At 68.4% G+C, this 23,432-nt stretch carries 20 protein-coding genes; 9 read left to right on the top strand and 11 right to left on the bottom strand.

Going from position 1 to position 23,432, the window contains the following annotated elements:
- Window positions 1-15: 15 nt before the first annotated feature.
- From HAV22_RS28095 to HAV22_RS28080, 4 genes are all read right to left on the bottom strand, one after another.
- Entirely contained in the window at window positions 16-504 is a 489-nt protein-coding gene (locus HAV22_RS28095) for a hypothetical protein (RefSeq protein ID WP_166864229.1), read from the bottom strand.
- A gap of 20 nt (window positions 505-524) precedes the next feature.
- A complete protein-coding gene (locus HAV22_RS28090) occupies window positions 525-2,006 on the bottom strand; it encodes a hypothetical protein (protein ID WP_166864226.1) in 1,482 nt (493 codons plus the stop codon).
- Complete coding sequence (locus HAV22_RS28085; RefSeq protein ID WP_166864223.1) at window positions 2,003-3,499, bottom strand: hypothetical protein; 1,497 nt, start codon at window positions 3,497-3,499, stop codon at window positions 2,003-2,005. The genes HAV22_RS28090 and HAV22_RS28085 overlap by 4 nt, the downstream gene beginning before the upstream one ends.
- A gap of 135 nt (window positions 3,500-3,634) precedes the next feature.
- Window positions 3,635-4,156 (bottom strand): hypothetical protein, encoded by a 522-nt coding sequence (locus HAV22_RS28080; RefSeq protein WP_166864220.1) that lies wholly within the window; start codon window positions 4,154-4,156, stop codon window positions 3,635-3,637.
- A gap of 112 nt (window positions 4,157-4,268) precedes the next feature.
- Here HAV22_RS28080 and HAV22_RS28075 point away from each other — a divergent pair, with 112 nt between their 5' ends.
- From HAV22_RS28075 to HAV22_RS28065, 3 genes are read left to right on the top strand one after another with little or no spacing between them, the layout of a single operon-like run.
- Window positions 4,269-5,306: a M29 family metallopeptidase gene (locus tag HAV22_RS28075; protein WP_166864217.1), complete on the top strand. Its 1,038-nt coding sequence runs from the start codon at window positions 4,269-4,271 to the stop codon at window positions 5,304-5,306.
- 43 nt (window positions 5,307-5,349) lie between these two features.
- A complete protein-coding gene (locus HAV22_RS28070) occupies window positions 5,350-8,751 on the top strand; it encodes a hybrid sensor histidine kinase/response regulator (RefSeq protein ID WP_166864214.1) in 3,402 nt (1,133 codons plus the stop codon).
- Window positions 8,748-9,662: a response regulator transcription factor gene (locus HAV22_RS28065; RefSeq protein WP_166864212.1), complete on the top strand. Its 915-nt coding sequence runs from the start codon at window positions 8,748-8,750 to the stop codon at window positions 9,660-9,662. The genes HAV22_RS28070 and HAV22_RS28065 overlap by 4 nt, the downstream gene beginning before the upstream one ends.
- A 92-nt stretch (window positions 9,663-9,754) precedes the next feature.
- Here HAV22_RS28065 and urtE read toward each other — a convergent pair whose 3' ends face one another.
- From urtE to HAV22_RS28035, 6 genes are read right to left on the bottom strand one after another with little or no spacing between them, the layout of a single operon-like run.
- Window positions 9,755-10,453 (bottom strand): urea ABC transporter ATP-binding subunit UrtE, encoded by a 699-nt coding sequence (gene urtE, locus HAV22_RS28060; RefSeq protein ID WP_166864209.1) that lies wholly within the window; start codon window positions 10,451-10,453, stop codon window positions 9,755-9,757.
- Between the two features lie 2 nt (window positions 10,454-10,455).
- Complete coding sequence (urtD, locus tag HAV22_RS28055) at window positions 10,456-11,244, bottom strand: urea ABC transporter ATP-binding protein UrtD (protein WP_166864206.1); 789 nt, start codon at window positions 11,242-11,244, stop codon at window positions 10,456-10,458.
- Window positions 11,241-12,365: an urea ABC transporter permease subunit UrtC gene (gene urtC, locus HAV22_RS28050; RefSeq protein ID WP_166864203.1), complete on the bottom strand. Its 1,125-nt coding sequence runs from the start codon at window positions 12,363-12,365 to the stop codon at window positions 11,241-11,243. The genes urtD and urtC overlap by 4 nt, the downstream gene beginning before the upstream one ends.
- Window positions 12,362-13,975 (bottom strand): urea ABC transporter permease subunit UrtB, encoded by a 1,614-nt coding sequence (gene urtB / locus HAV22_RS28045; RefSeq protein ID WP_166864201.1) that lies wholly within the window; start codon window positions 13,973-13,975, stop codon window positions 12,362-12,364. Before urtB ends, urtC begins: the two co-directional genes overlap by 4 nt.
- A 58-nt stretch (window positions 13,976-14,033) precedes the next feature.
- On the bottom strand, window positions 14,034-15,290 hold the full coding sequence (gene urtA / locus HAV22_RS28040) for an urea ABC transporter substrate-binding protein (RefSeq protein ID WP_166864198.1): 1,257 nt from the start codon (window positions 15,288-15,290) through the stop codon (window positions 14,034-14,036).
- A 27-nt stretch (window positions 15,291-15,317) separates the two neighbouring features.
- The gene (locus HAV22_RS28035; RefSeq protein WP_166864195.1) at window positions 15,318-16,427 is read right to left on the bottom strand and encodes a porin; all 1,110 of its coding nucleotides are present in this window, start codon (window positions 16,425-16,427) and stop codon (window positions 15,318-15,320) included.
- Window positions 16,428-16,583: 156 nt separating this feature from the next.
- Here HAV22_RS28035 and HAV22_RS28030 point away from each other — a divergent pair, with 156 nt between their 5' ends.
- From HAV22_RS28030 to HAV22_RS28005, 6 genes are all read left to right on the top strand, one after another.
- Complete coding sequence (locus HAV22_RS28030) at window positions 16,584-17,423, top strand: phytanoyl-CoA dioxygenase family protein (RefSeq protein ID WP_166864192.1); 840 nt, start codon at window positions 16,584-16,586, stop codon at window positions 17,421-17,423.
- A gap of 20 nt (window positions 17,424-17,443) precedes the next feature.
- On the top strand, window positions 17,444-17,809 hold the full coding sequence (locus tag HAV22_RS28025; RefSeq protein ID WP_166864189.1) for a hypothetical protein: 366 nt from the start codon (window positions 17,444-17,446) through the stop codon (window positions 17,807-17,809).
- 151 nt (window positions 17,810-17,960) lie between these two features.
- A complete protein-coding gene (locus HAV22_RS28020; protein ID WP_229421476.1) occupies window positions 17,961-19,271 on the top strand; it encodes a cytochrome C in 1,311 nt (436 codons plus the stop codon).
- A 30-nt stretch (window positions 19,272-19,301) separates the two neighbouring features.
- The gene (locus HAV22_RS28015; protein WP_166864187.1) at window positions 19,302-19,583 is read left to right on the top strand and encodes a high-potential iron-sulfur protein; all 282 of its coding nucleotides are present in this window, start codon (window positions 19,302-19,304) and stop codon (window positions 19,581-19,583) included.
- A 131-nt stretch (window positions 19,584-19,714) separates the two neighbouring features.
- On the top strand, window positions 19,715-20,605 hold the full coding sequence (locus HAV22_RS28010; RefSeq protein ID WP_166864184.1) for an NmrA family NAD(P)-binding protein: 891 nt from the start codon (window positions 19,715-19,717) through the stop codon (window positions 20,603-20,605).
- A 210-nt stretch (window positions 20,606-20,815) separates the two neighbouring features.
- On the top strand, window positions 20,816-22,093 hold the full coding sequence (locus HAV22_RS28005) for a glucan 1,4-alpha-maltotetraohydrolase domain-containing protein (RefSeq protein ID WP_166864181.1): 1,278 nt from the start codon (window positions 20,816-20,818) through the stop codon (window positions 22,091-22,093).
- 19 nt (window positions 22,094-22,112) lie between these two features.
- Here the strand turns inward: HAV22_RS28005 and HAV22_RS28000 are convergent, their stop codons facing one another.
- Window positions 22,113-23,315 carry a GGDEF domain-containing protein gene (locus tag HAV22_RS28000; RefSeq protein WP_166864178.1) on the bottom strand — a complete coding sequence of 401 codons (1,203 nt, stop codon included), beginning with the start codon at window positions 23,313-23,315 and terminating at the stop codon, window positions 22,113-22,115.
- Between the last annotated feature and the right edge of the window lie 117 nt (window positions 23,316-23,432).

Genomic DNA, 23,432 nt, shown 5'->3' with positions numbered 1-23,432 from the left:
TGGTCTCTTTGAAATTCAGCGGCGGCCGACGAAGAACGCGGCGACGAGCGTGACGACGCCCACGACGACCAGCGGTCCGGTGATCGCGGGCGTCAGGTAGCGGCTCGCGTTGACGATGGCCAGCACGACGACGGCCGACAGGAAGCCCATGCCGACGAACAGCAGCCAGCCGGCGCTGCCCGCGGACGACGGCGCCACGCGCTTGACGACGAGGTGGTGCACGTACGCGTTCCGCACGAAAAAGTAAATCACGAGCAGCACGGCGAAGACGACGGCGCCGATCGCCATGTCGCGCCCCGCCGTGTCGCGCAGCGGCGCCGCGGTCGTGTTGGTGGCGCCGCCCGGTGCGATCTCGACGGGTTGCGTCGCCGTGTCCGGCGTCGTCTTCGGCAGGCTGTCGTGCGGCGTCGCCGCATCCTGGCCGGGCAGCTTGAAGCCAGGGTCGGTGGACGTCCCGACGGTGTCGGGCGCCGGCGGGTTCGGTTTGGTCTGGGCGTTCTGCATGGTCGCGGTTCCTGGTGGGTTCATCGGCCGAGCCGCACCTGCGCACCTTCGCGCAGGTCGAGCAACTGATGGCCGAACATGGTTGTCTTCAGGCGGGCGACCTCGTTGCCCGCCTTGTCGTAGATCGGTTGCGTGGCCCCGGCCCGCGTGTGCACGGTGCGCAGTTCGTCCTCCACGACGAGCTGCACCCGGCGCGGCCGGCCGTACGCATACGCGGCGCCGGCGCCCGCCGCCAGCAGCGCGAGGCCCCCGCCCAACAGTGCGACGAGCGGCGCCGAACCATAGTGCACGTGCACCTCGACGGGCAGCACGGCCGTCGACGCCTGCACGTCGGCCGGGGGCGTGAAGATGTCCGGCAGCGGATCGCCCGGGAACAGCGCCGCCATCCGGGCGCGGAACGCCTGCGACAGTTCCAGCTTCTGGCCTTGCAGGTGCAGCTCGATGCGGCCCGGCAGCACGTACGCGGACCCCGCCGATTTCAGCGCCGCCAGCGACCATTTGCCGGGCAGTTGCGCGACCGGGAGTTGCACGGTCGACACGAGCGGTTCCGCGCGGCCCGGCGCGAGCCCAGTGACGGTGGCCGTGCGCAGCTGGATCGGACGGTTCTCGCCACCCAGCACGGAGCGCGCGGACAGCGCGGCCTCCGCGATCGTGTACGGATACATCGTGTTCTCCAGCTGCCAGCGGATCGTGGCGCTGGGCGCGCGCGCGTCGGGCGCGACGTCGGCGCGCAGCCGGCCCGCCGCATCCATCGAGAACTCGACGCCGGGCGCATCCTCGACCTTGCGCGGCACGAGGCGCACGGTGTCGCGGTCCAGCGGTTTCAGGCGCGCGGGCGGTTCCGTGATCACGCGCTGCACGCGTCCGGCCGCGAGCAGCGCGTCGAGGGCGCGCGCGCCGTCCTGGCCGACGGCGAACACGTACACCATCAGGCCGTTCGCGCGGTAGTGCTGGCCCTGCACCGGCATGCGCAGCGGGAACGCGAGCGCCTTCGTGATGCGGGCGCCCTTGTGGATCAGCGCATAGAATTCGCGGTTGCGCTGGGCCGTCGCCTGGTCGTTGTTCGGGCTGTTGCGGTTGTTCGTCACGAGCCAGACAAGGCCGCCTTTCCCGTCCAGCACGCGGCTGATGGTCGTCTCCACGGCCTCGCCCAGGTCCGTGTCGGCCAGCGCCGCACCGCCGGGTTTCCTCGCCGTGTCGAGCCCCGCCAGCGCGGCCTGCACGTGCGCTTGCGTGGCATTGGTCACCTGCTCGGACAGCAGCGCGCGCGGCGACGGCGCACCGGGCAGCGACTGGTTGAATGCCGCCAGCACGAGCGCGTCGCCCGGCTGCGCGACGCCGCCCGCGAGCGCCGCCACCAGCGGCTTGAACGGCGAGTGCGGGTCGGTATAAAACGGCTCCATCCAGCCGGAGTTCTGCACGAGCACCACCTGCGGTACGGCCCACGCGGGAGCGATGCCGCACAGCGCGAGAAGCAGGATGAAAAAGCGGGCGGCCCTCACGTCGGCGCGTCCAGGTTCCAGCCGCGGATCCGGTTCCAGTCTGGGTGGTGCAGCCACAGGCGGTTGGCGTAGACGAAGGGGACGCAGTCGAGCGGCCGCGCGAGGCGCGCCACTTCGTCCAGGATCACGTTGCGCCGGCCGATCCACTCCACCGTCGTACGGGCGATCACGCGGTTGGCCAGCGCGTCTTCCGCGCGGCCCGTGTATTTGTGGAAGCGCAGCACGAGCCCGCTGGGCTGGCTGCGGTTGTTGTTGAAGCTGCGCAGCAGCGGCAGCACGAGGGCATCGTCCTCGTGCTGGTCCTCGACGTGCTCGCCGGACCACGGCTCGTCGACGACGGGATGGCCGCGCCGGAACAGCAGATTGGCGAAGCCGAGGCGCGCACCGTCGATCGCTTCGCGCTGCGGCCGCTCCACGCCCAGCTCGAGGAACGAGTACGACTGGCCGTCATGCCCGATCAGCCACATGCGGCCGTCGCGGCTCAGCGTGGGGCCGCCGAGGTCGAGGCTGGGCAGCCACGTGTCGGGCCAGGGAAGCCAACGCGGGGCTTCGCCCGGACGCCACACGAACTGGCCCTCGCCGTGCAGCCAGAACAGCTGGCCGTCGTAGCCGATGGGGCGCGTCCAGCCGGACAGCGGCAGCGCGCCGCAATCGAATTGCGGGCCCGGGGACAAGTCGGCGCCGAGCCCGCACAAGCCCAGCGTGCCGCCCGGATTGCGCACGAGGACGCCCAACTGGCGCCGCATCAGTCCCGGCGCGGCGACGACGGGTGCCGCGAGCACGGCCTCCGTGCGGCACGTCTCGCTGACGGGATTCACGCCGAGGCGGTACAGGCCGCGCGCCGTGGGCACGAGCGCGACGTCGCCGCGCCGTGCGGGCACCTGCAGGTGCGCCATCGGCAGCCAGCCGTAGTCCGATGCACCGAACGCGAGATCGGCCGTCCCCTCTTCCGGCACCATCACGTGCCAGACCTCGGACAGCGGGTCCCAGTATTGCAGCACGCCCCGCCCCGGCGCCAGCGCGAGCAGGCGCTGTTCGGGAAAACCGTAGGTGCCGGCCGCGAACACGCAGTGGGCGTTCGGCGGTGGCGGCATGGCCACGTCGAAGCGGCCGACCTCCGGCGCGGGCGGCCGTTCCTCGAGGCTGTCGCCCAGCGCCAGCGACGTCACGGGCAGGCCGTGCGGCACGTGCCGGGGCAGCAGCGCGTCTGCATACGGGCCCCACCAGTCCGGAAGGCGCTCCGGTGCGGCGCCGAGGCGCGCGAGCGGACGGCCGCACGTGGGGCAGAACGCGAAGCCTTCCGGATAGATGGCCGCATGGTCGCAGGACTGCGGCAGCGAGGCGCCGAGCAGGTGCGCGCAATCGGCCAGGCGGCCGCGCGCGGCGGCCTGCCAGTCGATCCGGCCCAGGCCGTCGCTGGACGCCAGCTCGAACTGCCCGCTGCGCTCGTCTTCCAGCCAGACGCTGGTCGGCGTTTCCCATCGGTATGCCATGCGCTCCACCGTCGATTCGTCAAAATGTCCAACGGCCCGCTCAACGTCGGGGCCGTTATCGTTTTGGAATCATAGCGCCGGGATCAAGGCGACGGCGCCCTGTTCACCGAGTAGCGCGTGGCTGTGCTTCCGGGATCAAATACCGGGCCGGCCGGCGGAACTTTTGGACGCATCGACTGCCGCGCGGCTCACACTGCGGATCTTCCACGTGCCGTTGTCCAGTTCCATCGTCAGCACGACGTCGTGCTGGGCGTCGCCCCCGCCGTCGAGCGTGACGAGGACGTCGGCCACGCGTGCCTGGCGGCGCAACGTGGCGGTGCGCACGGGCGCGCGCAGCCAGGCGCCGCGGAGGCGGGCCGACTGCAGGAAGTAGTCGCCCGCGCCCTGGCCCCGTTTCAGCAACTGGTCGACGAGGGGCTGCGCGACGTACGCATGCAGACGTTCGTAGCGGTCGGAGAGCGGGTCCTGGTCGGCATCGAGCGTCGCGAGGAACCAGCCGTAGAATTCCGCGGCCACGGCGTCCGGTGCGCGCACGGCGGCCGTCGCGAGCGCCGCACCGTGCGCCGGCGGCAGCGGCACGGCGAAGCCCGCCAGCGCGGCCGCCAGCAGCGCTGACGCCGACTTACGCTTGAGGAAATTTCCTTTATGAATCAACATGATGGCACTCCTGACAGCCAGACTGTGCCCCATTCCAGCCGGGCCGAGCGTGAGCTGCCGCAAGGGTGCCGAACACGTATAATGCCGGGTTGTCTCCCTTCCGCCCGATGCCATGACGCCCACCGACGCCCTGCCCGCCGCCGCCATCGCCGCCGCCACCGCGCACCTGCGCGACGTGCTCGCGATCGCGCTCGACCACACGCCCGAGCGGCGCGCGCTGGTCGTGTTCGACACGCGCACGGCGCTGGCCCGCGCCCTCGTCGACGCGTACCGCGCCAACCTGCCGGATGCGACCTTCATCGACTTCGACACGGTGGCGCCGGACCACGTGCTGGCGACGTTCCGCACGCTGGCGCCGCAGGACCTCGTCGTGCTCGTGCAGTCGACGAACTTCCGCCTGGACGGCTTCCGCCTGCGCGTGGAACTGTTCAAGCTGGGCCTGAAGGTGATCGAGCACGTGCACCTGTCGCGCATGCCGGGCGCGCAGGGCGAGCACTACATCGAGGCGCTGGCTTACGACCCCGCGTATTTCCGCGGCGTGGGCCACGCGCTGAAGGCTCGCATCGACGGTGCGCGCCGCGCCGAGGTCCATGGCGGCGGCGACGTCCTCGTGTTCGACTCGCCGCTCGAAGCCGCGAAGCTGAACGTGGGCGACTATCGCGCGATGACCAACGTAGGCGGCCAGTTCCCGATCGGCGAAGTGTTCACGGAAGCGCAGGGCCTGGAAGCCGTCAGCGGCCGCGCGCAGGTGCACGTGTTCGGCGACACGTCGTACCTCGTGAACCGGCCGGACGCGCCCATCACGCTCATCGTCGACAAGGGCCGCGTGGTCGGCACGGAGAACGCCACGCCCGCGTTCCAGGAAGTGCTGGACATCATCCGCCGCGACGAGGGCGAAGTGTGGGTGCGCGAGCTGGGCTTCGGCATGAACCGCGCCTTCACGCGCGAGCGCCGCGTGGACGACATCGGCACGTACGAGCGCATGTGCGGCATCCACCTGTCGCTTGGTGCCAAGCACGGCGTGTACGCGAAGCCCGGGTTCAAGCGCAAGGATGCCCGTTACCACATCGACGTGTTCGTCGTGACGGACGCTGTCTATCTGGACGACGAGCGCGTGTACGCCGACGGGGCCTGGACCGTGCGGGCGTGACGCCGGCCCGGTAGCGGGCCCGGATCTTGCTTAAGTTTTGAGCATGAACACCGCCACCCAGCCCCCCGCCCGCGACACCGAACCGCCGCTCAGGATCGTCAAGATCCGGCGCGACTACAACACGTGGGTCGCCGACGAAACCATCGAGGATTACGCGCTGCGCTTCACGCCGCGCGCGTTCCGCAAATGGTCCGTGTTCCGCGTCGCGAACACGGCGTTCGGCGCCATTTCCTTCCTCGTGCTGGAAGCGATCGGCGGCACCATCGCCGTCAACTACGGCTTCGAGAACGCGTTCTGGGCCATCGTCGCCATCGGCGTGATCATCTTCGCCACCGGCCTGCCGATCAGCTACTACGCCGCCCACCACGGCGTCGACATGGATTTGCTCACGCGCGGCGCCGGCTTCGGCTACATCGGCTCGACGATCTCGTCGTTCGTCTACGCGTCGTTCACGTTCATCCTGTTCGCGCTGGAAGCGGCCATCATGGCCTATGCGCTGGAGCTGTACTTCGGGTTGCCGCTGTACGTCGGCTACCTCGTCAGCGCGCTCGCCGTGATCCCGCTCGTGACGCACGGCGTGACGCTGGTGAGCCGCATCCAGATGGTCACGCAGCCCGTCTGGCTCGTGCTGCTCGCGCTCCCGTTCGTCGCCATCGCCGCCAGGCAGCCGGACCTGATCGCGCAGCTGGGGCACTTTTCCGGCCACGGGAGTGCGCACGGTTTCGACATCCTGCAGTTCGGCGCCGCGACGGCCGTCGGCGTCGCGCTGATCACGCAGATCGGCGAACAGGTCGACTTCCTGCGCTTCATGCCCGAACGGACGCCGGCGAACCGCGTGCGCTGGCACCTGGGCGTGCTGGCGGCCGGCCCGGGCTGGATCCTGCTCGGCATGGCGAAGATGCTGGGCGGCGCGCTGCTGGCGCTGCTCGCGATCGAGGGCGGCGCCACGCTCGCGCAGGCCGTCAATCCGAACCAGATGTATCTCGCGGGGTTCCGCCAGGTGCTCGGCAACGGCAGCCTGGCCGTGCTGGCGACGGCGCTGTTTGTCGTCATCTCGCAAGTCAAGATCAACATGACGAACGCGTACGCCGGCTCGCTGGCATGGTCGAACTTCTTCGCCCGCCTCACGCACAGCCATCCGGGGCGCGTCGTCTGGGCCGTGTTCAATGCACTGATCGCCGTGCTGCTGATGGAGCTGGACGTGTTCCAGGCGCTGGAGCAGGTGCTCGGCCTGTATTCGAACGTCGCGATCGCGTGGATCACGGCCGTCGTGGCAGACCTCGTGATCAACAAGCCGCTGGGCCTCAGCCCCAAGGGCATCGAGTTCCGGCGCGCCTACCTGTACGACATCAATCCGGTCGGCGTGGGCGCCATGCTGCTCGCGTCGACCTTGTCGATCGCCGCCTTCACCGGCGCGTTCGGCGCCCACGCGCGGGCGTTTTCCGCGTTCATCGCGCTGGCGACGGCGCTGGTCGCGGCACCGCTGATCGCCTGGGCCACGCGCGGCAAATATTATCTTGCCCGTCCCGTCGCGGGCTGGCCGGCATCGGCACGCACGCAGACGTGCTGCATCTGCGAAAAGGAGTACGAGACGGACGACATGGCGCACTGCCCCGCCTACCAGGGCCCGATCTGCTCCCTGTGCTGCTGCCTCGACGCCCGCTGCGGCGACGCCTGCAAGCCGCACGCGCGCTTCGCGCAGCAGTGGGAATCGGCGGCGAAGGCGCTGCTGCCCGTGTCGATGTGGCCCTACATGACGAGCCGCCTGGGCCACTACCTGCTGTTGATGGTGACGACGGCGTCGCTGCTCGGCGGCCTGCTCGCCCTGCTGTACGTGCACGAGCGGGGCGCGCTGGGCGCCGCCGCCAGCCCCATCATGGTCGACGCTCTGCGCCTGACCTTCGTGAAAGTCTTCGGCGCGCTGGTGCTGGCCGGCGGCATCGTCGCGTGGTGGCTCGTGCTGACGAGCGAAAGCCGGCGCGTGGCGCAGGAGGAATCAAACCGCCAGACGAGCCTCCTGCAGCGCGAGATCGAGCTGCACGGCCGCACGGACGCCCAGCTGCAGCAGGCCAAGCGCCAGGCCGACCACGCCAACCAGGCCAAGAGCCGCTACATCGCCGCCATCAGCCACGAGATCCGCACGCCGTTGAACAGCATCCTCGGCTACGCCCAACTGCTCGACAACGACGCGACGATTCCCGCGCCGCGCCGCCAGGCGATCCGCGTGATCCGGGGCAGCGGCGAGCATTTGCTGTCGCTGATCGAAGGCTCGCTCGACATCGCCCGCATCGAGGGCGGCAAGTTCAGCTTCGACATCCGCACCTTGGCCTTCCCCGACTTCCTCGGCCAGATCGTCCGCATGTTCGAGCAGCAGGCGCGCGACAAGGGCCTCACGTTCCGCTACGAGGTCGACGGCCCCCTGCCCGACTGCGTGCGCGCCGACCGCAAGCGGCTCGGCCAGATCCTGATGAACATCCTCGGCAACGCCGTCAAGTTCACGGCGCGGGGCGAAGTCGTGCTGCGCGTGCGCTACGCGCGCGAGATGGCGTCGTTCGACGTCCAGGACAGCGGTCCCGGCATCCTGCCCGACGAGGTCGAAAAGATCTTCGAACCGTTCGCGCGCGGCAGCGCGGGCGCCGCCGTCGGCGCGGGCGGCACGGGCCTGGGCCTGCCCATCAGCCGCATGCTCGTGCAATTGATGGGCGGGCAGCTGACGGTCGACACGACGCCTGGCCTCGGCAGCACGTTCAAGGTGCGCCTGCAGCTGCCGCGCGTGCACGCGCCGGCGCCCGCGCAAGCCGTCCCCGCGTTCGCGCCGGCCGGGTATGCGGGCCCACGGCGCCGCATCCTCGTCGTGGACAACGAACGGAACGACCGCGAACTGCTGGTGAACATCCTGGCACCGCTCGGCTTCGACACGGCGCAGGCCGAGACGGGCGCGGAATGCCTCGTCCACTGCGCGCACGCGCTGCCGGACCTGATCCTGATGGACCTCGCGATGCCCGTGATGGACGGCTGGGAGGCGAGCCGCATCCTGCGCCGCGAACGGGGCGTCACCGTGCCGATCCTGATCGTGTCAGCCAATGCGTACGACAAGGCGCTCGAGAACCCGGCCGGCATCGCACCGGAAGACTTCATCGTCAAGCCCGTCAACGTGGGCGAGCTGCTGGAGCGGATCGGCGCGCGCCTCGGCCTCGACTGGCTCATGCAAGCCGCCCCCGCAACAGCGGCCGACCGGCCCGCGCTGCGCTTTCCGCCCGCGGCGCACCTGGATGCGCTGCGCGCGCAGCTGGCACTCGGCTATGTGCGGGGCATCACGCGCCAGCTCGACACCATCGCCGCGCTCGACCCGCAATACGCTCCATTCGCCGACACCCTGCGTGCCCTTGCCGCGCGCTTCGACCTGGAAGCGATGTCCGCCTTCCTCGACCAAGGAACACCATGAACGACAAACCCTTCGACCGCCATGCAGGCCAGGTGGTCCTGATCGTGGACGACGTACCGGAAAACCTCGCCGTGCTGCACGATGCGCTGGACGAATCCGGGTACACGGTGCTCGTCGCGAACAACGGCGCGGCCGCGCTCGAACGCGTGCGCCAGGTCGTACCCGACGTGATCCTGCTCGATGCCGTCATGCCGGGCATGGACGGCTTCGACGTCTGCCGGCGCCTGCGCGCCGATATCGCCACGCGCGCCGTGCCCATCATCTTCATGACGGGCCTGACGGAGACCGAGCACGTGGTGGCCGCGTTCGACGCGGGCGGCACGGACTACGTGACGAAGCCCGTGCGCCAGAGCGAGGTGCTGGCCCGGATCGCGTCGCACCTGCACACGGCACGGCTGATGCACCAGGCGCGCAGCGCGCTGGATGCGTTCGGCAATGCCGTGCTGGCGGTGACGCCGCACGATGGCCGCATCGTCTGGCAGACGCCGCTGGCGCGCCAGTGGATGGAGCATTGGTTCGGCGCGGACCACGATGGCGCCGGCACGCCGCCGCAACTGGCGGCCTGGCTGGCGGCGGGGCCCGCGCAGCCGCTGACGGTGATCCGCGGCTCGGCGCGGCTCGTCTTCACGGCCGCCGACACCCGCTCGTCCGAACAATGGATGATCGTGCTGCGCGAGGAATCGGACACGGCACGCGTGCAGGCGCTGATGGCCCTGTTCCGGCTGACGCAGCGCGAATCGGAAGTGCTGCACTGGGTCATCCAGGGCAAGACGAACCGCGACATCGGCGACATCCTCGGCATGAGTCCGCGCACGGTCAACAAGCACCTGGAGCACGTGTTCGACAAGCTCGGCGTGGAGACGCGGACGGCAGCCGCCACGTTGGCCACGAACCGGATCCGCGCGGCGTAGGGTGGGGTGATTGATGCCGGGGGCATCAATCACGTGCCCACGCGGACGTTTGCGGCATGTTGGCGTTACGCGTGGGCGGAGGGCCGCCCACCCTACACGGACAGGTATCGCTTCACATGTTCACCATCCATCTCCCCGCTTGCGCCCGACGCCACCACCTCCCCGCGCGACAGCACGACGAACTTGTCGGCCAGCGCCCGCGCGAAATCGAAGTACTGCTCGCATAGCAGGATGCCGATGTCGCCGCGTTCGCGCAGCAGCCGGATCACGCGCTCGATGTCCTTGATGATGGACGGCTGGATGCCTTCCGTCGGCTCGTCGAGGATGATCAGCGCGGGCCGCTGCAGCAGCGCGCGGGCGATGGCCAGCTGTTGTTGCTGGCCGCCCGACAGGTCGCCGCCGCGCCGGCCCAGCATCTCCTTCAGCACGGGGAACAATTCGTAGACCTCGCCGCTGATGCGCGCCGCCTCGCGTCCGGGCAAGGTGGCCATGCCCATCAAGAGGTTCTCCTCCACGGTCAGGCGCGCGAAGATGTCGCGGCCCTGCGGCACGTAGGCGATGCCGCCCGCCGCGCGGCGGTGCGGTTTCAGGCGCGTGATGTCGCGGCCGTTCCACGTGACGGTGCCGCGCGCGACGGGCAGCACGCCCATCAGGCATTTCAACAACGTGGTCTTGCCGACGCCGTTGCGGCCCAGCAGGGCCATGCACTGGCCCTTTTCCACCGTCAGCGACACGCCGCGCAACGTGTGCGACGAGCCGTAGTACTGGTTCAGGTGTTCGACCTGCAGCATGCTTACCTCCCCAGATAGACTTCGATGACGCGGTCGTCGGCCTGCACGTCGTCCATGCGGCCTTCGGCCAGAACGGACCCTTCGTGCAGCACCGTGACCTTGCCCTGCTGCGCGATCTCGGCCACGAACCCCATGTCGTGCTCGACGACCATGATCGAATGCTTGCCGCGCAGTTCGTTCAGCAGCTCCGCCGTGCGCGCCGTTTCCGCGTCGGACATGCCGGCGACCGGTTCGTCCAGCAGGATCAGCTGCGGCTCCTGCATCAGGAGCATGCCGATCTCGAGCCACTGCTTCTGGCCGTGCGACAGCAGGCCGGCCAGCCGGTCTTCCTGGCCGTGCAGCCGGATCTGGCGCAGCGTGGCGGCGATGCGGTCTTCCTGTTCCGACGTCAGGCGCGCGAACAGCGTGGGACGCACGCGCTTCTCCATCTTCATCGCCAGCTCCAGGTTCTCGAACACCGTGTGCTGCTCGAACACGGTCGGGCGCTGGAACTTGCGGCCGATGCCCGCGTGCGCGATCTCCGTTTCCGTCATCTTCGCCAGGTCGAACGTCTGGCCGAAGAAGGCACTGCCGGACGTCGGCCGGGTCTTGCCCGTGATGACGTCCATCATCGTCGTCTTGCCGGCGCCGTTCGGGCCGATGATGCAACGCAGTTCGCCGACCGAGATGTCGAGGGTCAGCTTGTTCAGCGCGCGGAAACCGTCGAACGACACGGTGATGTCGTCCAGGTACAGCACGGCGCCGTGGCGCGTGTCCACGCCGTCGCGCTTCAGGCTCATGTCGAGGCTCATGCCGTTTCCTCCTTCGCCGCCACGGCCGCCCTGCGGCCCGGCAGGATGCGCGCCAGCGCGGGCAGCGTGCCGACGATCCCGCGGCGCATGAACAGCGTCACGAGGATGAACAGCAGGCCCAGTGCGAACAGCCACAGGTCGGGGAACGCGGCCGTGAACCAGCTTTTCAGGCCGTTCACGGCGAACGCGCCGACGATGGGACCGACGAGCGTGCCGCGGCCGCCGATCGCCACCCACACGACCATCTCGATCGAGTTCGCCGGCGACATCTCGGACGGGTTGATGATGCCGACCTGCGGCACGTACAGCGCGCCCGCGATGGCGCACAGCACGGCGGACAGGGTCCACACGAACAGCTTGAACGCGAGCGGGTCGTAGCCGATGAACATCAGGCGTGACTCCGCATCGCGCACGCCCTGCAGCACACGGCCCAGTTTCGAGCGGACGATCCAGCGGCACAGCAGCAGCGCGCCCACGAGCAGCGCCAGCGTGACCAGGTACAGCACGACGCGGGTGCCGGGCGCCGTGATCGGATGGCCGAGGATGCGCTTGAAATCCGTGAAGCCGTTGTTGCCGCCGAAGCCCGTGTCGTTGCGGAAGAACAGCAGCATGCAGGCGTACGTCATGGCCTGGGTGATGATGGAAAAGTACACGCCCTTGATGCGCGAGCGGAACGCGAACCAGCCGAACACGAACGCCAGCACGCCGGGCACCAGCACGACGAGGAGCATGCAGTACCAGAAGTGGTCCGTGAACGCCCAGTACCACGGGTACTCCTTCCAGTCGAGGAAGACCATGAAGTCGGGCAGCACGCTGCCGTAGCTGCCGTCGCGGCCGATCGCGCGCATCAGGTACATGCCGTGGGCATAGGCGCCCAGCGCGAAGAACGTGCCGTGGCCCAGCGACAGGATGCCCGTGTAGCCCCACACGAGGTCCAGCGCCAGCGCGGCCAGCGCATAGCACATGAATTTGCCGACGAGGCCCAGCACGTAGCCGGAGACGTGCAGCGGATGCCCGTCCGGGAACGCCAGGTGCAGCACGGGCAGCAGGCCTGCCGCGAGCGTGCATGCCATCAGCGCGGCCCAGGCACGGGGCGGGAATAACGATGCGGTGCGGTTCATTCGATGCTCCTGCCCTTCAGCGCGAACAGGCCCTGCGGCCGGCGCTGGATGAAGACGATGATGAAGACGAGGATGCAGATCTTGGCCATGACGGCGCCGGCCAGGGGCTCCAGGAATTTGTTGATCTCGCCGAGGCCCAGCGCACCGAGCACGGTGCCCGCCAGCTGGCCCACGCCGCCCAGCACGACGACCATGAACGAGTCGACGATGTACGACTGGCCGAGATCCGGCCCGACGTTCCCGAGCTGCGACAACGCCACGCCGCCCAGGCCCGCGATGCCGGAACCGAGGCCGAACGTCATCATGTCGATGCGGCCCGTGGGCACGCCCACGCAATCGGCCATGCGCCGGTTCTGCATGACGGCGCGCACGAACAACCCGAGGCGCGTCTTGTTCAGCACGAGCCACACCGCGGCCACGACGAGCACGGCGAACACGATGATGGCGATGCGGTTGTACGGCAGCACGAGGGAGCCCAGCACGGTCACGCCGCCCGACATCCACGCGGGATTCGCGACCTCGACGTTCTGCGCGCCGAACACGGTGCGCACGGCCTGCATGAGCATCAGGCTGATGCCCCAGGTGGCGAGCAGCGTTTCCAGCGGCCGCCCGTACAGCCAGCGGATCACGCTGCGCTCCAGCACCACGCCGACCGCGAACGCGACGAGGAACGCGGCCGGCAGCGCGGCCACGAGATACCAGTCGGCGGCGCCGGGCAGGTAGTGGCGGAACAGCGACTGGCACACGTACGTCGTGTACGCGCCGATCATCAAGAGTTCTCCGTGCGCCATGTTGATGATGCCCATCAGGCCGAACGTGATGGCCAGGCCCAGCGCAGCCAGCAGCAGCACGCTGCCCAGCGAGACGCCGTAGAACAGGTTGCCGACGATCTCGTTGCGGGTGCCGCGCTGGTCGATCGCGCGCAGGGCGGTGCCGGCCGCGGCACGCAGCGCGGCGTCGGGTTCGGCATAGCTGCCGTCCGGGTTCTGCGCCAGCATCGCCTGCAGCTGCGGGCGCAGCGCGGCGTCGCCGCTGTCGGCCAACGCCGTCACGGCCGCGAGCCTGCGGGCCGGGTCGGGCGAGCCCAGGTCGGCGCGCGCGACGAGCAGGGCCAGCTGCGCCCGGATGTCCGCATCCGTCTCGTGCGCGAGCGCCTGGCGCAGCAGCGGCGCCTGGGCCGGGTCGGCATCCTGCGCCTGCAGCGCGCGCACGGCAGCCAGGCGCTCGTCGCGCGCAGGCGCGAGCAGCGCGAGGCCCGACAGCGCGGCCTGCGCGGCGCCGCGCAGGCGGTTGTTGACGACGATGCCGTCGACGCCATCGGGCAGCGGGAGCGCCGCGCCGGTGGCGGCGTCGCTGGCGGCGCCGTCGTGGACGATCAGCACCTGGCCGGACGGCGCCGCGGCCAGTTCGTCGTCCAGCAGTGCCTGCAGCACGCGGCGTGCATCGAGGCCGCCCGTCGCGGCGATGCCGGCGACTGCGGCGACGCGGGCATCGGGATCGTCGCCCGCGAGCGGCCGCAGCGCGGCCGGATCGATGGCGGCGGATGCCAGCGCGGGCAAGGAAAGCGCGAGCGCGAGCGCGACCAGCATGTGTTTGAAGAGTGGCTTCATCGTGGTTCCAATCCGGGTTGCCGCCGTCCCGCGGGCGCGGGCGCGGCGGCGTGCGACATCACAGGTTCTGCTTGCCCTCGTTACCCTTGATGTACGGGCTCCACGGCTGCGCGCGGATCGCTTCCTTGCTCTTCCAGACGACGGAGAACTGGCCGTCCCCCTTGATCTCGCCGATCATCACCGGCTTGTGCAGGTGGTGGTTGGTCGGGTCCATCACGAGCGTGTAGCCGGACGGCGCCTTGTAGGTCTGGCCGCCCATCGCCGCGATCACCTTGTCGGTATCGGTCGATTTCGCCTTCTCGACGGCCTGCGCCCACATGTGGATGCCGACATAGGTCGCTTCCATCGGATCGTTGGTGACGGCCGTCGCGGCGTTCGGCAGGTGCTTGGCCGCGGCGTATGCTTTCCACTTCTTGACGAAGTCCGCGTTGGTCGGGTTCTTGACGGATTCGAAGTAATTCCAGGCCGCCAGGTGGCCGACGAGCGGCTTCGTGTCGACGCCGCGCAGCTCTTCCTCGCCGACGGAGAATGCCACGACCGGCACGTCCGTCGCCTTCAGGCCCGCGTTGCCCAGCTCCTTGTAGAACGGGACGTTCGAGTCGCCGTTGATCGTGGAGATGACCGCGGTCTTGCCGCCGGCCGAGAACTTCTTGATGTCGGCGACGATGGTCTGGTAGTCGGCGTGGCCGAACGGCGTGTACATCTCCTTGATGTCGTCGTCCTTCACGCCCTTGCTGTGCAGGTAGGCGCGCAGGATCTTGTTCGTCGTGCGCGGGTACACGTAGTCGGTGCCCAGCAGGACGAAGCGCTTGGCGCCGCCGCCGTCCTTGCTCATCAGGTACTCGACGGCGGGAATCGCCTGCTGGTTCGGCGCCGCGCCCGTGTAGAACACGTTCTTCTCGAGTTCCTCGCCTTCGTACTGCACCGGGTAGTACAACAGGCCGTTGAGCTCCTTCACGACGGGCAGCACGGACTTGCGCGACACCGACGTCCAGCAGCCGAAGATGGCGACGACGTGGTCCTTCGCGATCAGCTGGCGCGCCTTTTCCGCGAACAGGGGCCAGTTCGATGCCGGGTCGACGACGACGGGCTCGATCTTCTTGCCGAGGACACCGCCCTTGGCGTTGATCTCGTCGATGGCCATCAGGGCGACGTCCTTCAGCGACGTCTCGGAAATCGCCATCGTGCCGGACAGCGAATGCAGGATGCCGACCTTGATCGTGTCGGCGGCGTGGGCGGACAGCCCGCTCGCCAGCAGGGCGGCGCCGGCGGCCACGCGGGTGAGGGACGAAATGAAGTTGCGGCGGTTGGTCATGGTGAGCCTCGCGATGGAATGGGTTGATCAGTACTGCAGTTGCAGGGTGACGGCGAACTTCGACTGGTTCGGCACGTTCGTGACCGTCGTGCGCGAATACAGGGCCGCCAGCTGGGCGTTGTAGCCGTCGATGATGTAGTTGACGCCGACGTCGCCCTGGCGCGTGTCGATGCCGGTGTCGGCCGCGAACTTCTGGTAGCGCACGAACGGCTGCAGGCGGTTGACGACGTAGCCCACGGCCACCAGCCACGCCCTGCCCTGCTCGGCCTTGACGACGTTGTCCGTGTCGTAGTCGTACCACGCGGCTTCCAGCGACACGGCGCCCGCGCCAGCCAGGCGCTTCTCGAGCAGGAAGTCGACGTTCCACGAGCGGTAGTCGCCGACGGCCGTGGGCGTCAGCACGCCGCCTTTCTGCGTGCGCGCCGCGAGGCCGACGGCGAGGATGTCCTTGGTACCCAGGTAGTTGCCGGTGCCGTAGTAGCCCGGCTCCGCGTCCCAGAAGTCGTACTGCAGGCGGCCCGCGACCATCGGCTTGTCGGATGCCTTCACGCCGGCGGCCTTGGCCTCGTTCTGCGTGAGCGAGCCGATGCCGAACGTGTGGCCCTCGAACGCGCCGATGGAATAGCCCAGCTTCCCGTCCAGCAGGTTGCCCCACACGACGGCGCCGTCGTCGCGGCCGCGGAAGATGCCGCCGTTGTAGCCGTAGCGCGAGGCCACGCCGGCCCAGTAGCCGCCGCCCAGCGAGTAGTACGGCCCCGCCATGTTGGCGCGGTCGCTCGGCGACAGCAGGCGCCCGGCCCAGACGTTCAGCTCGGGCGAGAACGCGAACTGGCCGGCGGCATCCAGCACGCGGACCTTGTCGCCGTCCCATTCGGTGCTGAACATGCCCTTGATCTGCTGGTTCAGCGACGCGCCCAGGTAGATGCGGGCGCTGTCCAGGTTGAAGTCGTTCGACCGCGAGCCGTCAGGCGCGCCGTGTTCGGCGTTCGTGTAGCTGGTGCGCATGCCGAAGCCGATGTTCACCGACTGGTCCGGCCCGATGTTCACGGTCGCGCCGGCCCTCGCCTCCAGTGCGGAGAAGCTTCCCGCGATCCCGATCAGTGCCAGCAGCGCGGCCTTGTTCCCTAGTGACGCCATCCCTGTCCTCCCATGCGTGGTTATCGTGTCACCATCATCGCCAGCGGGAGGCGGCAGGACCATACGTCAGGTTACGTAGTCGCATTCGCGGTTTGGCGGTCGTTCCCGCCGCCGCCATCCTGTTTTAAGATATGTCGACCACGGAGAAAGGACACCATGCTCACCACGGAACAACGCGACCGCTACCAGCGCGACGGCTACATCGTCGTCCCGAATTTCAAATCGCCGGACGAGATCGCGCGCCTGCGCGCACGCGCGGGCGAGATCGTCGACGCGTTCGACCCCACGGAATCGCGCGCCGTGTTCACGACGCGCGACCAGGCGGCTGCCTCCGACGCCTGGTTCCTCGGCTCGGACAACACGATCCGCTGCTTCTTCGAAGAGGAAGCCTTCGGCCCGGACGGCCAGCTGAAGCAGGCCAAGGCCCTGTCGATCAACAAGATCGGCCACGCCATGCACGACCTTGATCCGGTCTTCGAAGCCTTCACGCGCGACGCGAAGCTGGCCGCCGTCGCGCGCGACCTCGGGCTGGCGCAGCCGCAGGTATGGCAGTCGATGTACATCTTCAAGCAGCCGGGCATCGGCGGCGAAGTGCGCTGGCACCAGGACGCGACGTTCTTCGACTCGACGCCGATCAGCGTGACGACGTTCTGGTTCGCGCTGGAAGACGCGACGATCGAGAACGGCTGCCTGTGGGTGGAACCGGGCGGCCACCGCGGCCCGCTGCGCGAACGTTTTCTCCGCGACGGCGACGCGATCACGATGGAAAAGCTGGACGGTACGCCGTGGCCGGACGACAGCACGGCCGTCCCGCTCGAAGCGAAGGCAGGCGACCTCGTCTGCTTCCACGGCCTGCTGCCGCACTACAGCGCGCCGAACCGCTCGCCCGTGTCGCGCCATGCGTTCACGTTGCACGTGACGGATGCGCGGACGGCGTACTCGCCGCGCAACTGGATCCAGCGGGATGCCGGTTTTCCGGTACGGGGATTCGACTGATATACCGACGCGGCCAGCCCATGAAAACTACATTCTTCAGTCTGCGACGGTCGCTCTATGCCCTCGTGTTCAGCTACGCCGGCATCGGCGCCTGGATCACGTTATCGTCCTCCATGACGGTGAAAGCCGCGCTTATCCTCTCGATCATTACAGCGATACCCGCGCTCATCCTGTCGTCATTCAGCAGGGTGGGCGGCGTTGCGGCAGCGTGGGCGTCCGTTCCAATATTCTTCTGGTCCATTCGATCGGAAGCTTTCCCCCAGGGCGGAGGCGCCCCGATGAGTGTCGTGGCCATTGTCTTTTTCGGATGGCCACTCTGCGTCGCTTTTGGTGCAATTGCCGCGGCCGCGGCGAGCGTGGTGTCCAAGCGGCGGCGTGGCGGATGATTGCCGACATGGACATCGAGGCGGCGTAATGCTGCGAATCGGGTCCGCTGAACACGCATTGAACGTTGTCCGCCCCCGGCGGGATTAACCGAAGCTACCCGCGGCATGTCGCGCGGGCCAGGTTCAAGGCTATCCTAGCGAGGACATCGTCATGACATCCATCTTCAAGGTTCCGTGGCGGCTGGCGGCCGTCGCCATCGCGCTGGCGTGCTGCGCGCCGCCGGCCAAGGCCGTCCCCAGCTTCGCGCGCCAGACCGGGCTGGACTGCTTCACCTGCCACGTCAGCTGGCCGGAACTGACGCCCACCGGCAGGCAGTTCAAGCTGAACGGCTATACCTTCGGACGACGGCTGGCCGTCCCCGTGGCCGGCATGCTGCAGGTGGCCTACTCGAGTACACGGAAATCCGACGACAGTTTCCGCCAAAACTTTCCGCTGGACCGCGGCGTCGTGCTGCAGCAGGTCAGCCTGTTCTACAACGGCAAGCTCAGCGACCACGTCGGCATCTTTTCCCAGGCGACGTTCGACGGCGTCGAGCACCGCGCGAGCATCGACAACGTCGACCTGCGCTATGCCAACCACCTCAGCCTCGCGTCGAACGATCTCCTCTACGGCTTTACGCTGCACAACAATCCGCAGGTCCAGGACGTGTACAACACGACGAGCACCTGGGGCTTTCCGTTCAGTTCGTCGCCGACGGCGAACGTGCCGGCCGCCGCCCCGCTGATCGAAAACCTGGCGCAGCAAGTCGCCGGCATGGGCGCCTACGTCATGTGGCGCAACACGGTCTACGCGGAAGTCACGGCCTACCGCACCAGCAACCACCTGTTCTCGCCGCTGCGGCTCGGCGTCGAACGGGACTCCGCCGCCGCGCTGCGTGGCTATAACCCGTACTGGCGGCTGGCTGCGCAGCACGAGTGGGACGGCGGCAAGCACTCCGCGATGATCGGCACGTATGGCCTCGTGGCGAACGTCTTTCCCGACAACCAGGTGCTGACGGGACCGACGGATCACTTCCGCGACCTCGGCGTCGACGCGCAATACCAGTACATCACCGACCGGCACCGGGTCTCGGCCCAGCTCAACTACACGCGCGAATGGCAACGCTGGAACCCGGATGCGCAGACGAGCAACCGCACCGACAGGCTCGACGCGTTCCGCGCCAAGGCCACCTATTACTATGACAAGCGCTACGGCATCAACGTGGGCCGCTTCAGCGTCCATGGCTCGGCCGACAGCGGCCTGTACAACACAGGCGAGGCGGTCACCGGCAGCGGTGCCGGCAGTCCCGACAGCGCCGGCTACATCTTGGAATTCAATTACCTGCCGCGCCGCGACATCCGGCTCATGCTCCAGTTCACGCATTACAACAAGTTCAACGGCGCCAGGCTCAATTACGACGGCTTCGGCCGCAAGGCGTCCGACAACGACACCGTGTACCTGGTCGGCTGGTTCATGTTCTGAGTCCACGGATTCTTTCAAGGAGACATCATCATGAACGACCACGAACTGTCGCGTCGCCGCGTGCTGCGCACATTGACCGCCGCACTGCCGGTGGCAGTGGCGCTACCGCTGCTCGGCGGCAGCGCACCGGCCCGCGCCGGCAGCGCGCGCAAGGAAGACTTCCACTACCAGGACCACCCGAACGAAGGCCGGCACTGCGCCAACTGCACCGCGTTCGTCCCGCCCGCGGACGGCCAGACGTCTGGCACGTGCAACATCGTCGCCGGCCCGGTCAGTCCCGACGGGTGGTGCATGGCCTTCACGCCCAGGTAGCGCACGACGCGTCACTCCTGACAAAAACTGTCGGGAGCCCCGCGTAACATCGTCGCCTCGTCATGCCGGCATGACGCGGCGGCGCACTCTTTTCGCGAGCCGTCGCCGCACGAACACGAAAGGAGATCGCCATGCACATCATCATCGGAGGAACGGGCCACGTCGGCTCGGCGACGACGCGCGCACTGCTGCGCCGCGGCGAGCCCGTCACGGTCGTCACGCGCAACGCGGGCCACGCGGCCGACCTGCGGGCAGCCGGCGCGAAGGTCGCCGTGGCCGACGTGCGCGACGTGGGCGCGCTGCGCGCGATCCTGCGCACGGGCACGACGGCGCTGCTGCTGAATCCGCCGGCCGCGCCGTTCACGGACACGGACGCCGTCGAGCGCGCGAATGCCGCGGCCATCGTCGACGCCGTCACGGGCTCGGGATTGCGCAAGGCCGTTGCCGTCTCGACGTTCGGCGCGCGGCCCGGCGACCCGTGCGGCGATCTTACCGTGCTGTTCGGGTTCGAAGAAAAGCTGCGCGCGCAGGCGGTCCCGGTCGCGGTCAACCGCGGCGCCTACTACATGAGCAACTGGGCCGAGATGCTCGACTCCGTGCGCCACCGCGGCAAGCTGACCAGCTTCTTCCCGGCCGACGCCGCCATCCCGATGGTCGCGCCGGGCGACCTGGGCGAGGCGGCCGCGCGCCGGCTGCTGGAAGGGCCCGACCGCACGGACACCTGCTACATCGAAGGACCGCGCCGCTACACGCCGGGCGACGTCGCCGCCGCGTTCGCGCACGCGCTGGGGCGGCCCGTCGAGGTCGACGTCATCCCGCGCCACGCGTGGGAACAGACGTTCCGCCAGCTCGGCTTCTCGCCGGCGGCGGCGCGCACGTATGCCTGCATGACGGGGACCGTGCTGGACGAGCAGGACCGCTGGCCGGACTCGCCCGAACGCGGCGCGACGACGCTCGAGGACTTCATCCACGACGTCGTGTCGCGCGCGCAGGCCGACCGGCTCCAGGACAAGCACGGTTGAGGCTACGCAAGCGGCTAGTATTAAAACTACACACTTTATGCGATTTAGATTGACACCAAAATACGCATAGCTAAGAATCTCCCCCGTCGGGCAAGAAAATCACGCAGAATGATCGCCCGATACGTAGTAAAAGTACCTGGCTGAGAACGGACTTTTGCACGACCTCCGTTGACCGGCCGGGACCTTACCCGTACACATCGGAGGAGAAGCATGAAGAAGAGCACCATCGTCGCCCTGCTGGCGGCGGGCATGATGACGTCCATCGCGGCCGCGACGCAGGCCGCCACCCCCACCCAGCAGGCCGGCGGCAGCACGGCCATCGTCCTGCAGGGCTTCCACTGGAACTCGGCCAGTTATTCCGGCCCGGACTGGTACAACACGCTGCTGAACAACGTCGGCGACCTGAGCAACATGGGGTTCACGCACGTGTGGTTCCCGCCGCCGTCGGATTCCGGCGCCAAGGAAGGCTATCTGCCGCGCCAGCTGAACAAGCTCGATTCCAGCTACGGCAGCTCGGCCGAACTGACAAACGTCGTGTCCGCGTTCAAGAACCGCGGCGTGAAATCGATCGTCGACGTCGTCGTCAACCACCGCGTGGGCACCACGGGCTGGTCCGACTTCACGAACCCGAACTGGACCACCTACTCGATCGTCAGCAACGACGAGTGCAACTGCGGCCTGGGCGCGGCCGACACGGGCCAGGGCTTTTCCGGCGGGCGCGATCTCGCGCACACGAACGTGGGCGAGGTCCAGAACGGCATCATCAACTGGCTCAACTACACGCTCAAACCGGTGGGCTTCTCGGGCCTGCGCTTCGACTACGTGAAGGGCTTTTCCGCCAGCTACGTGGGCCAGTACGCGAACGCGTTCGCACCCGATTTCTGCGTGGGCGAGATGTGGCCGGACTCGTTCGACCTGAACAACCTCGACGCGAACCGCCAGGCCATCATGAACTGGATTAACGGCACCAGCAACAGCTGCGGCGCGTTCGACTTCACGACGAAGGGCATCCTCAACGACGCCCTCGCCAACGGCAACTACTGGCGCCTGAAGGCGACGGACGGCAATCCGCAGGGCGCCATCGGCTGGTGGCCGGCGATGTCGGTGACGTTCGTCGACAACCACGACACGGGTCCCGCCGAAAGCTGCGGCACGGGCCAGAACCTGTGGCCGGTGCCGTGCGGCTCCGTGATGGAAGGCTATGCGTACATCCTGTCGCACCCGGGCATCCCGACCGTGTTCTACCCGCACATCTACAACTGGAACCTCAAGACGCAGATCGCCGCGCTGATGGCGGCCCGCAGGAACGCGGGCGTGACGTCGACGTCGGCCGTCGCCATCCAGCAGGCCACGCAAGGCCTCTACGCGGCCATCATCACCGGAAACACGCACCAGCTGGCGATGAAGATCGGCCCGAACAGCTGGAGCCCGGGCGCCGGCTGGACGCTGCAGACCTCCGGCAACAACTACGCCGTCTGGATGAAGTAACCGTCCCGGACCACGCGGCTCAGGTGCCTACCACCTGCAGCCGCACCGGGTGGCCGTGCTCCGCCAGGTCGCGGCCATGCACACTGACGCGGTTGCGGCCGTGCTGCTTGGCGTGGTACAGCGCTTCGTCCGCGCGGCGCAGGATGTCTTCCCATTTGTGGTCCTGCGCGTTCAGCGCGGCCACGCCCACGCTGACCGTCATCGGGACGGGCACCCCGTCGACGGTCAGCGGCGCGCACGCCACCACCTCGCGCAGGCGTTCGGCGATCACGCACACGCCGCTCAGCTTTTCGCCGACGACGAGCACCGCGAACTCCTCGCCGCCGATGCGGAACAGCGCATCGTAGCCGCGCAGCACGCGCGCCGACAATGCCGTCACGTGGCAGATCGCGGCGTCGCCCACGCCGTGGCCGTAGCGGTCGTTGATGGCCTTGAAGTGGTCGATGTCGAACGTGATGAAGAACAGCGCGGTGCCCGTGCGGCGGCCGCGGCGGAATTCGCGCGTGGCGATGTCGTGCAGGGCGCGGCGGTTCAGCCAGCCGGTCAGCACGTCCGTCAGCGAGGCGCGGCGCAGCGCCAGCGTCTGCTGGTGGGTGACGATCAGCGCGCAGCACATCGTCGCCAGCGACAGGTACACGAGCATCGCCAGCGCGCCCCACGTGCGCGACAACTGCCCGTGCATGAGGTGTGGCGAGGCGCCGTCGGCGCCCACGATCGCGAGCCGTACGACCAGCTGCAGCGCGGACAGCAGTTGCAGCGCGATCAAGGGCAGGTACGAGGCCCGCACCTCGCCTTCGCCGCGGCGCCACAGCAGCCAGGCCGACGCCACGTCGAGCGCGCAGATCACCGGCACGAACACCGCGAGCCGGACCAGGTGCGCGCTCTGCATCACGGGCAGCGCATGGACGGCCAATGCGCCGAGCGCGAGCAGCCCGCCCCATCCCCAGTGCGGCGCGAGACGCAGGTGACGCCTCACGCCCGCCAGCATCCCGAACTGACCGGCGACGTGGAACGCGTTGACGCAGGCAATGAAGCCGAGCGGGAGCGCCTGCAGTTGCAAGCCGATCGCGGCCGCCACGCTGCTCAAGGCGAAGCAGGCGGCGGCCAGCATCCAGTCGACGAGGCACGCCTGGCGCGCGCTGGCGAGGTACAGCAGGCCCATGCCGGCCGCCATCGTGAGCGCCGCGAGTGCGGTCGCCACGACGAGTGTAAACGCATCCATCTGATCCCCAAGCGAATGACGACGTTGTCATTCCGATTTCAATTCCATAAGTATAAAACTCTTGCCTATATGTAAATCTCTCCAATTGTTTCAATTACAACATTCATGTAATCCTGC

Origin of the sequence: Telluria antibiotica (assembly GCF_011682055.1) — a bacterium.
In the GTDB taxonomy this organism is placed as follows: Bacteria; Pseudomonadota; Gammaproteobacteria; order Burkholderiales; family Burkholderiaceae_D; genus Telluria; species Telluria antibiotica.
This window is presented reverse-complemented; position numbering and strand designations above follow the sequence as displayed.

Coding starts and splice junctions, on each gene's coding strand:
- HAV22_RS28085 (WP_166864223.1), bottom strand. CDS start 3,499: ATGGCATACCGATGGGAAACGCCGACCAGCGTCTGGCTGGAAGACGAG.
- HAV22_RS28095 (WP_166864229.1), bottom strand. CDS start 504: ATGCAGAACGCCCAGACCAAACCGAACCCGCCGGCGCCCGACACCGTC.
- urtB (WP_166864201.1), bottom strand. CDS start 13,975: ATGAAGCCACTCTTCAAACACATGCTGGTCGCGCTCGCGCTCGCGCTT.
- urtC (WP_166864203.1), bottom strand. CDS start 12,365: ATGAACCGCACCGCATCGTTATTCCCGCCCCGTGCCTGGGCCGCGCTG.
- HAV22_RS28065 (WP_166864212.1), top strand. CDS start 8,748: ATGAACGACAAACCCTTCGACCGCCATGCAGGCCAGGTGGTCCTGATC.
- HAV22_RS28025 (WP_166864189.1), top strand. CDS start 17,444: ATGAAAACTACATTCTTCAGTCTGCGACGGTCGCTCTATGCCCTCGTG.
- HAV22_RS28080 (WP_166864220.1), bottom strand. CDS start 4,156: ATGTTGATTCATAAAGGAAATTTCCTCAAGCGTAAGTCGGCGTCAGCG.
- HAV22_RS28030 (WP_166864192.1), top strand. CDS start 16,584: ATGCTCACCACGGAACAACGCGACCGCTACCAGCGCGACGGCTACATC.
- urtA (WP_166864198.1), bottom strand. CDS start 15,290: ATGACCAACCGCCGCAACTTCATTTCGTCCCTCACCCGCGTGGCCGCC.
- urtD (WP_166864206.1), bottom strand. CDS start 11,244: ATGAGCCTCGACATGAGCCTGAAGCGCGACGGCGTGGACACGCGCCAC.
- HAV22_RS28070 (WP_166864214.1), top strand. CDS start 5,350: ATGAACACCGCCACCCAGCCCCCCGCCCGCGACACCGAACCGCCGCTC.
- HAV22_RS28020 (WP_229421476.1), top strand. CDS start 17,961: ATGACATCCATCTTCAAGGTTCCGTGGCGGCTGGCGGCCGTCGCCATC.
- HAV22_RS28035 (WP_166864195.1), bottom strand. CDS start 16,427: ATGGCGTCACTAGGGAACAAGGCCGCGCTGCTGGCACTGATCGGGATC.
- HAV22_RS28005 (WP_166864181.1), top strand. CDS start 20,816: ATGAAGAAGAGCACCATCGTCGCCCTGCTGGCGGCGGGCATGATGACG.
- HAV22_RS28015 (WP_166864187.1), top strand. CDS start 19,302: ATGAACGACCACGAACTGTCGCGTCGCCGCGTGCTGCGCACATTGACC.
- HAV22_RS28000 (WP_166864178.1), bottom strand. CDS start 23,315: ATGGATGCGTTTACACTCGTCGTGGCGACCGCACTCGCGGCGCTCACG.
- HAV22_RS28075 (WP_166864217.1), top strand. CDS start 4,269: ATGACGCCCACCGACGCCCTGCCCGCCGCCGCCATCGCCGCCGCCACC.
- urtE (WP_166864209.1), bottom strand. CDS start 10,453: ATGCTGCAGGTCGAACACCTGAACCAGTACTACGGCTCGTCGCACACG.
- HAV22_RS28010 (WP_166864184.1), top strand. CDS start 19,715: ATGCACATCATCATCGGAGGAACGGGCCACGTCGGCTCGGCGACGACG.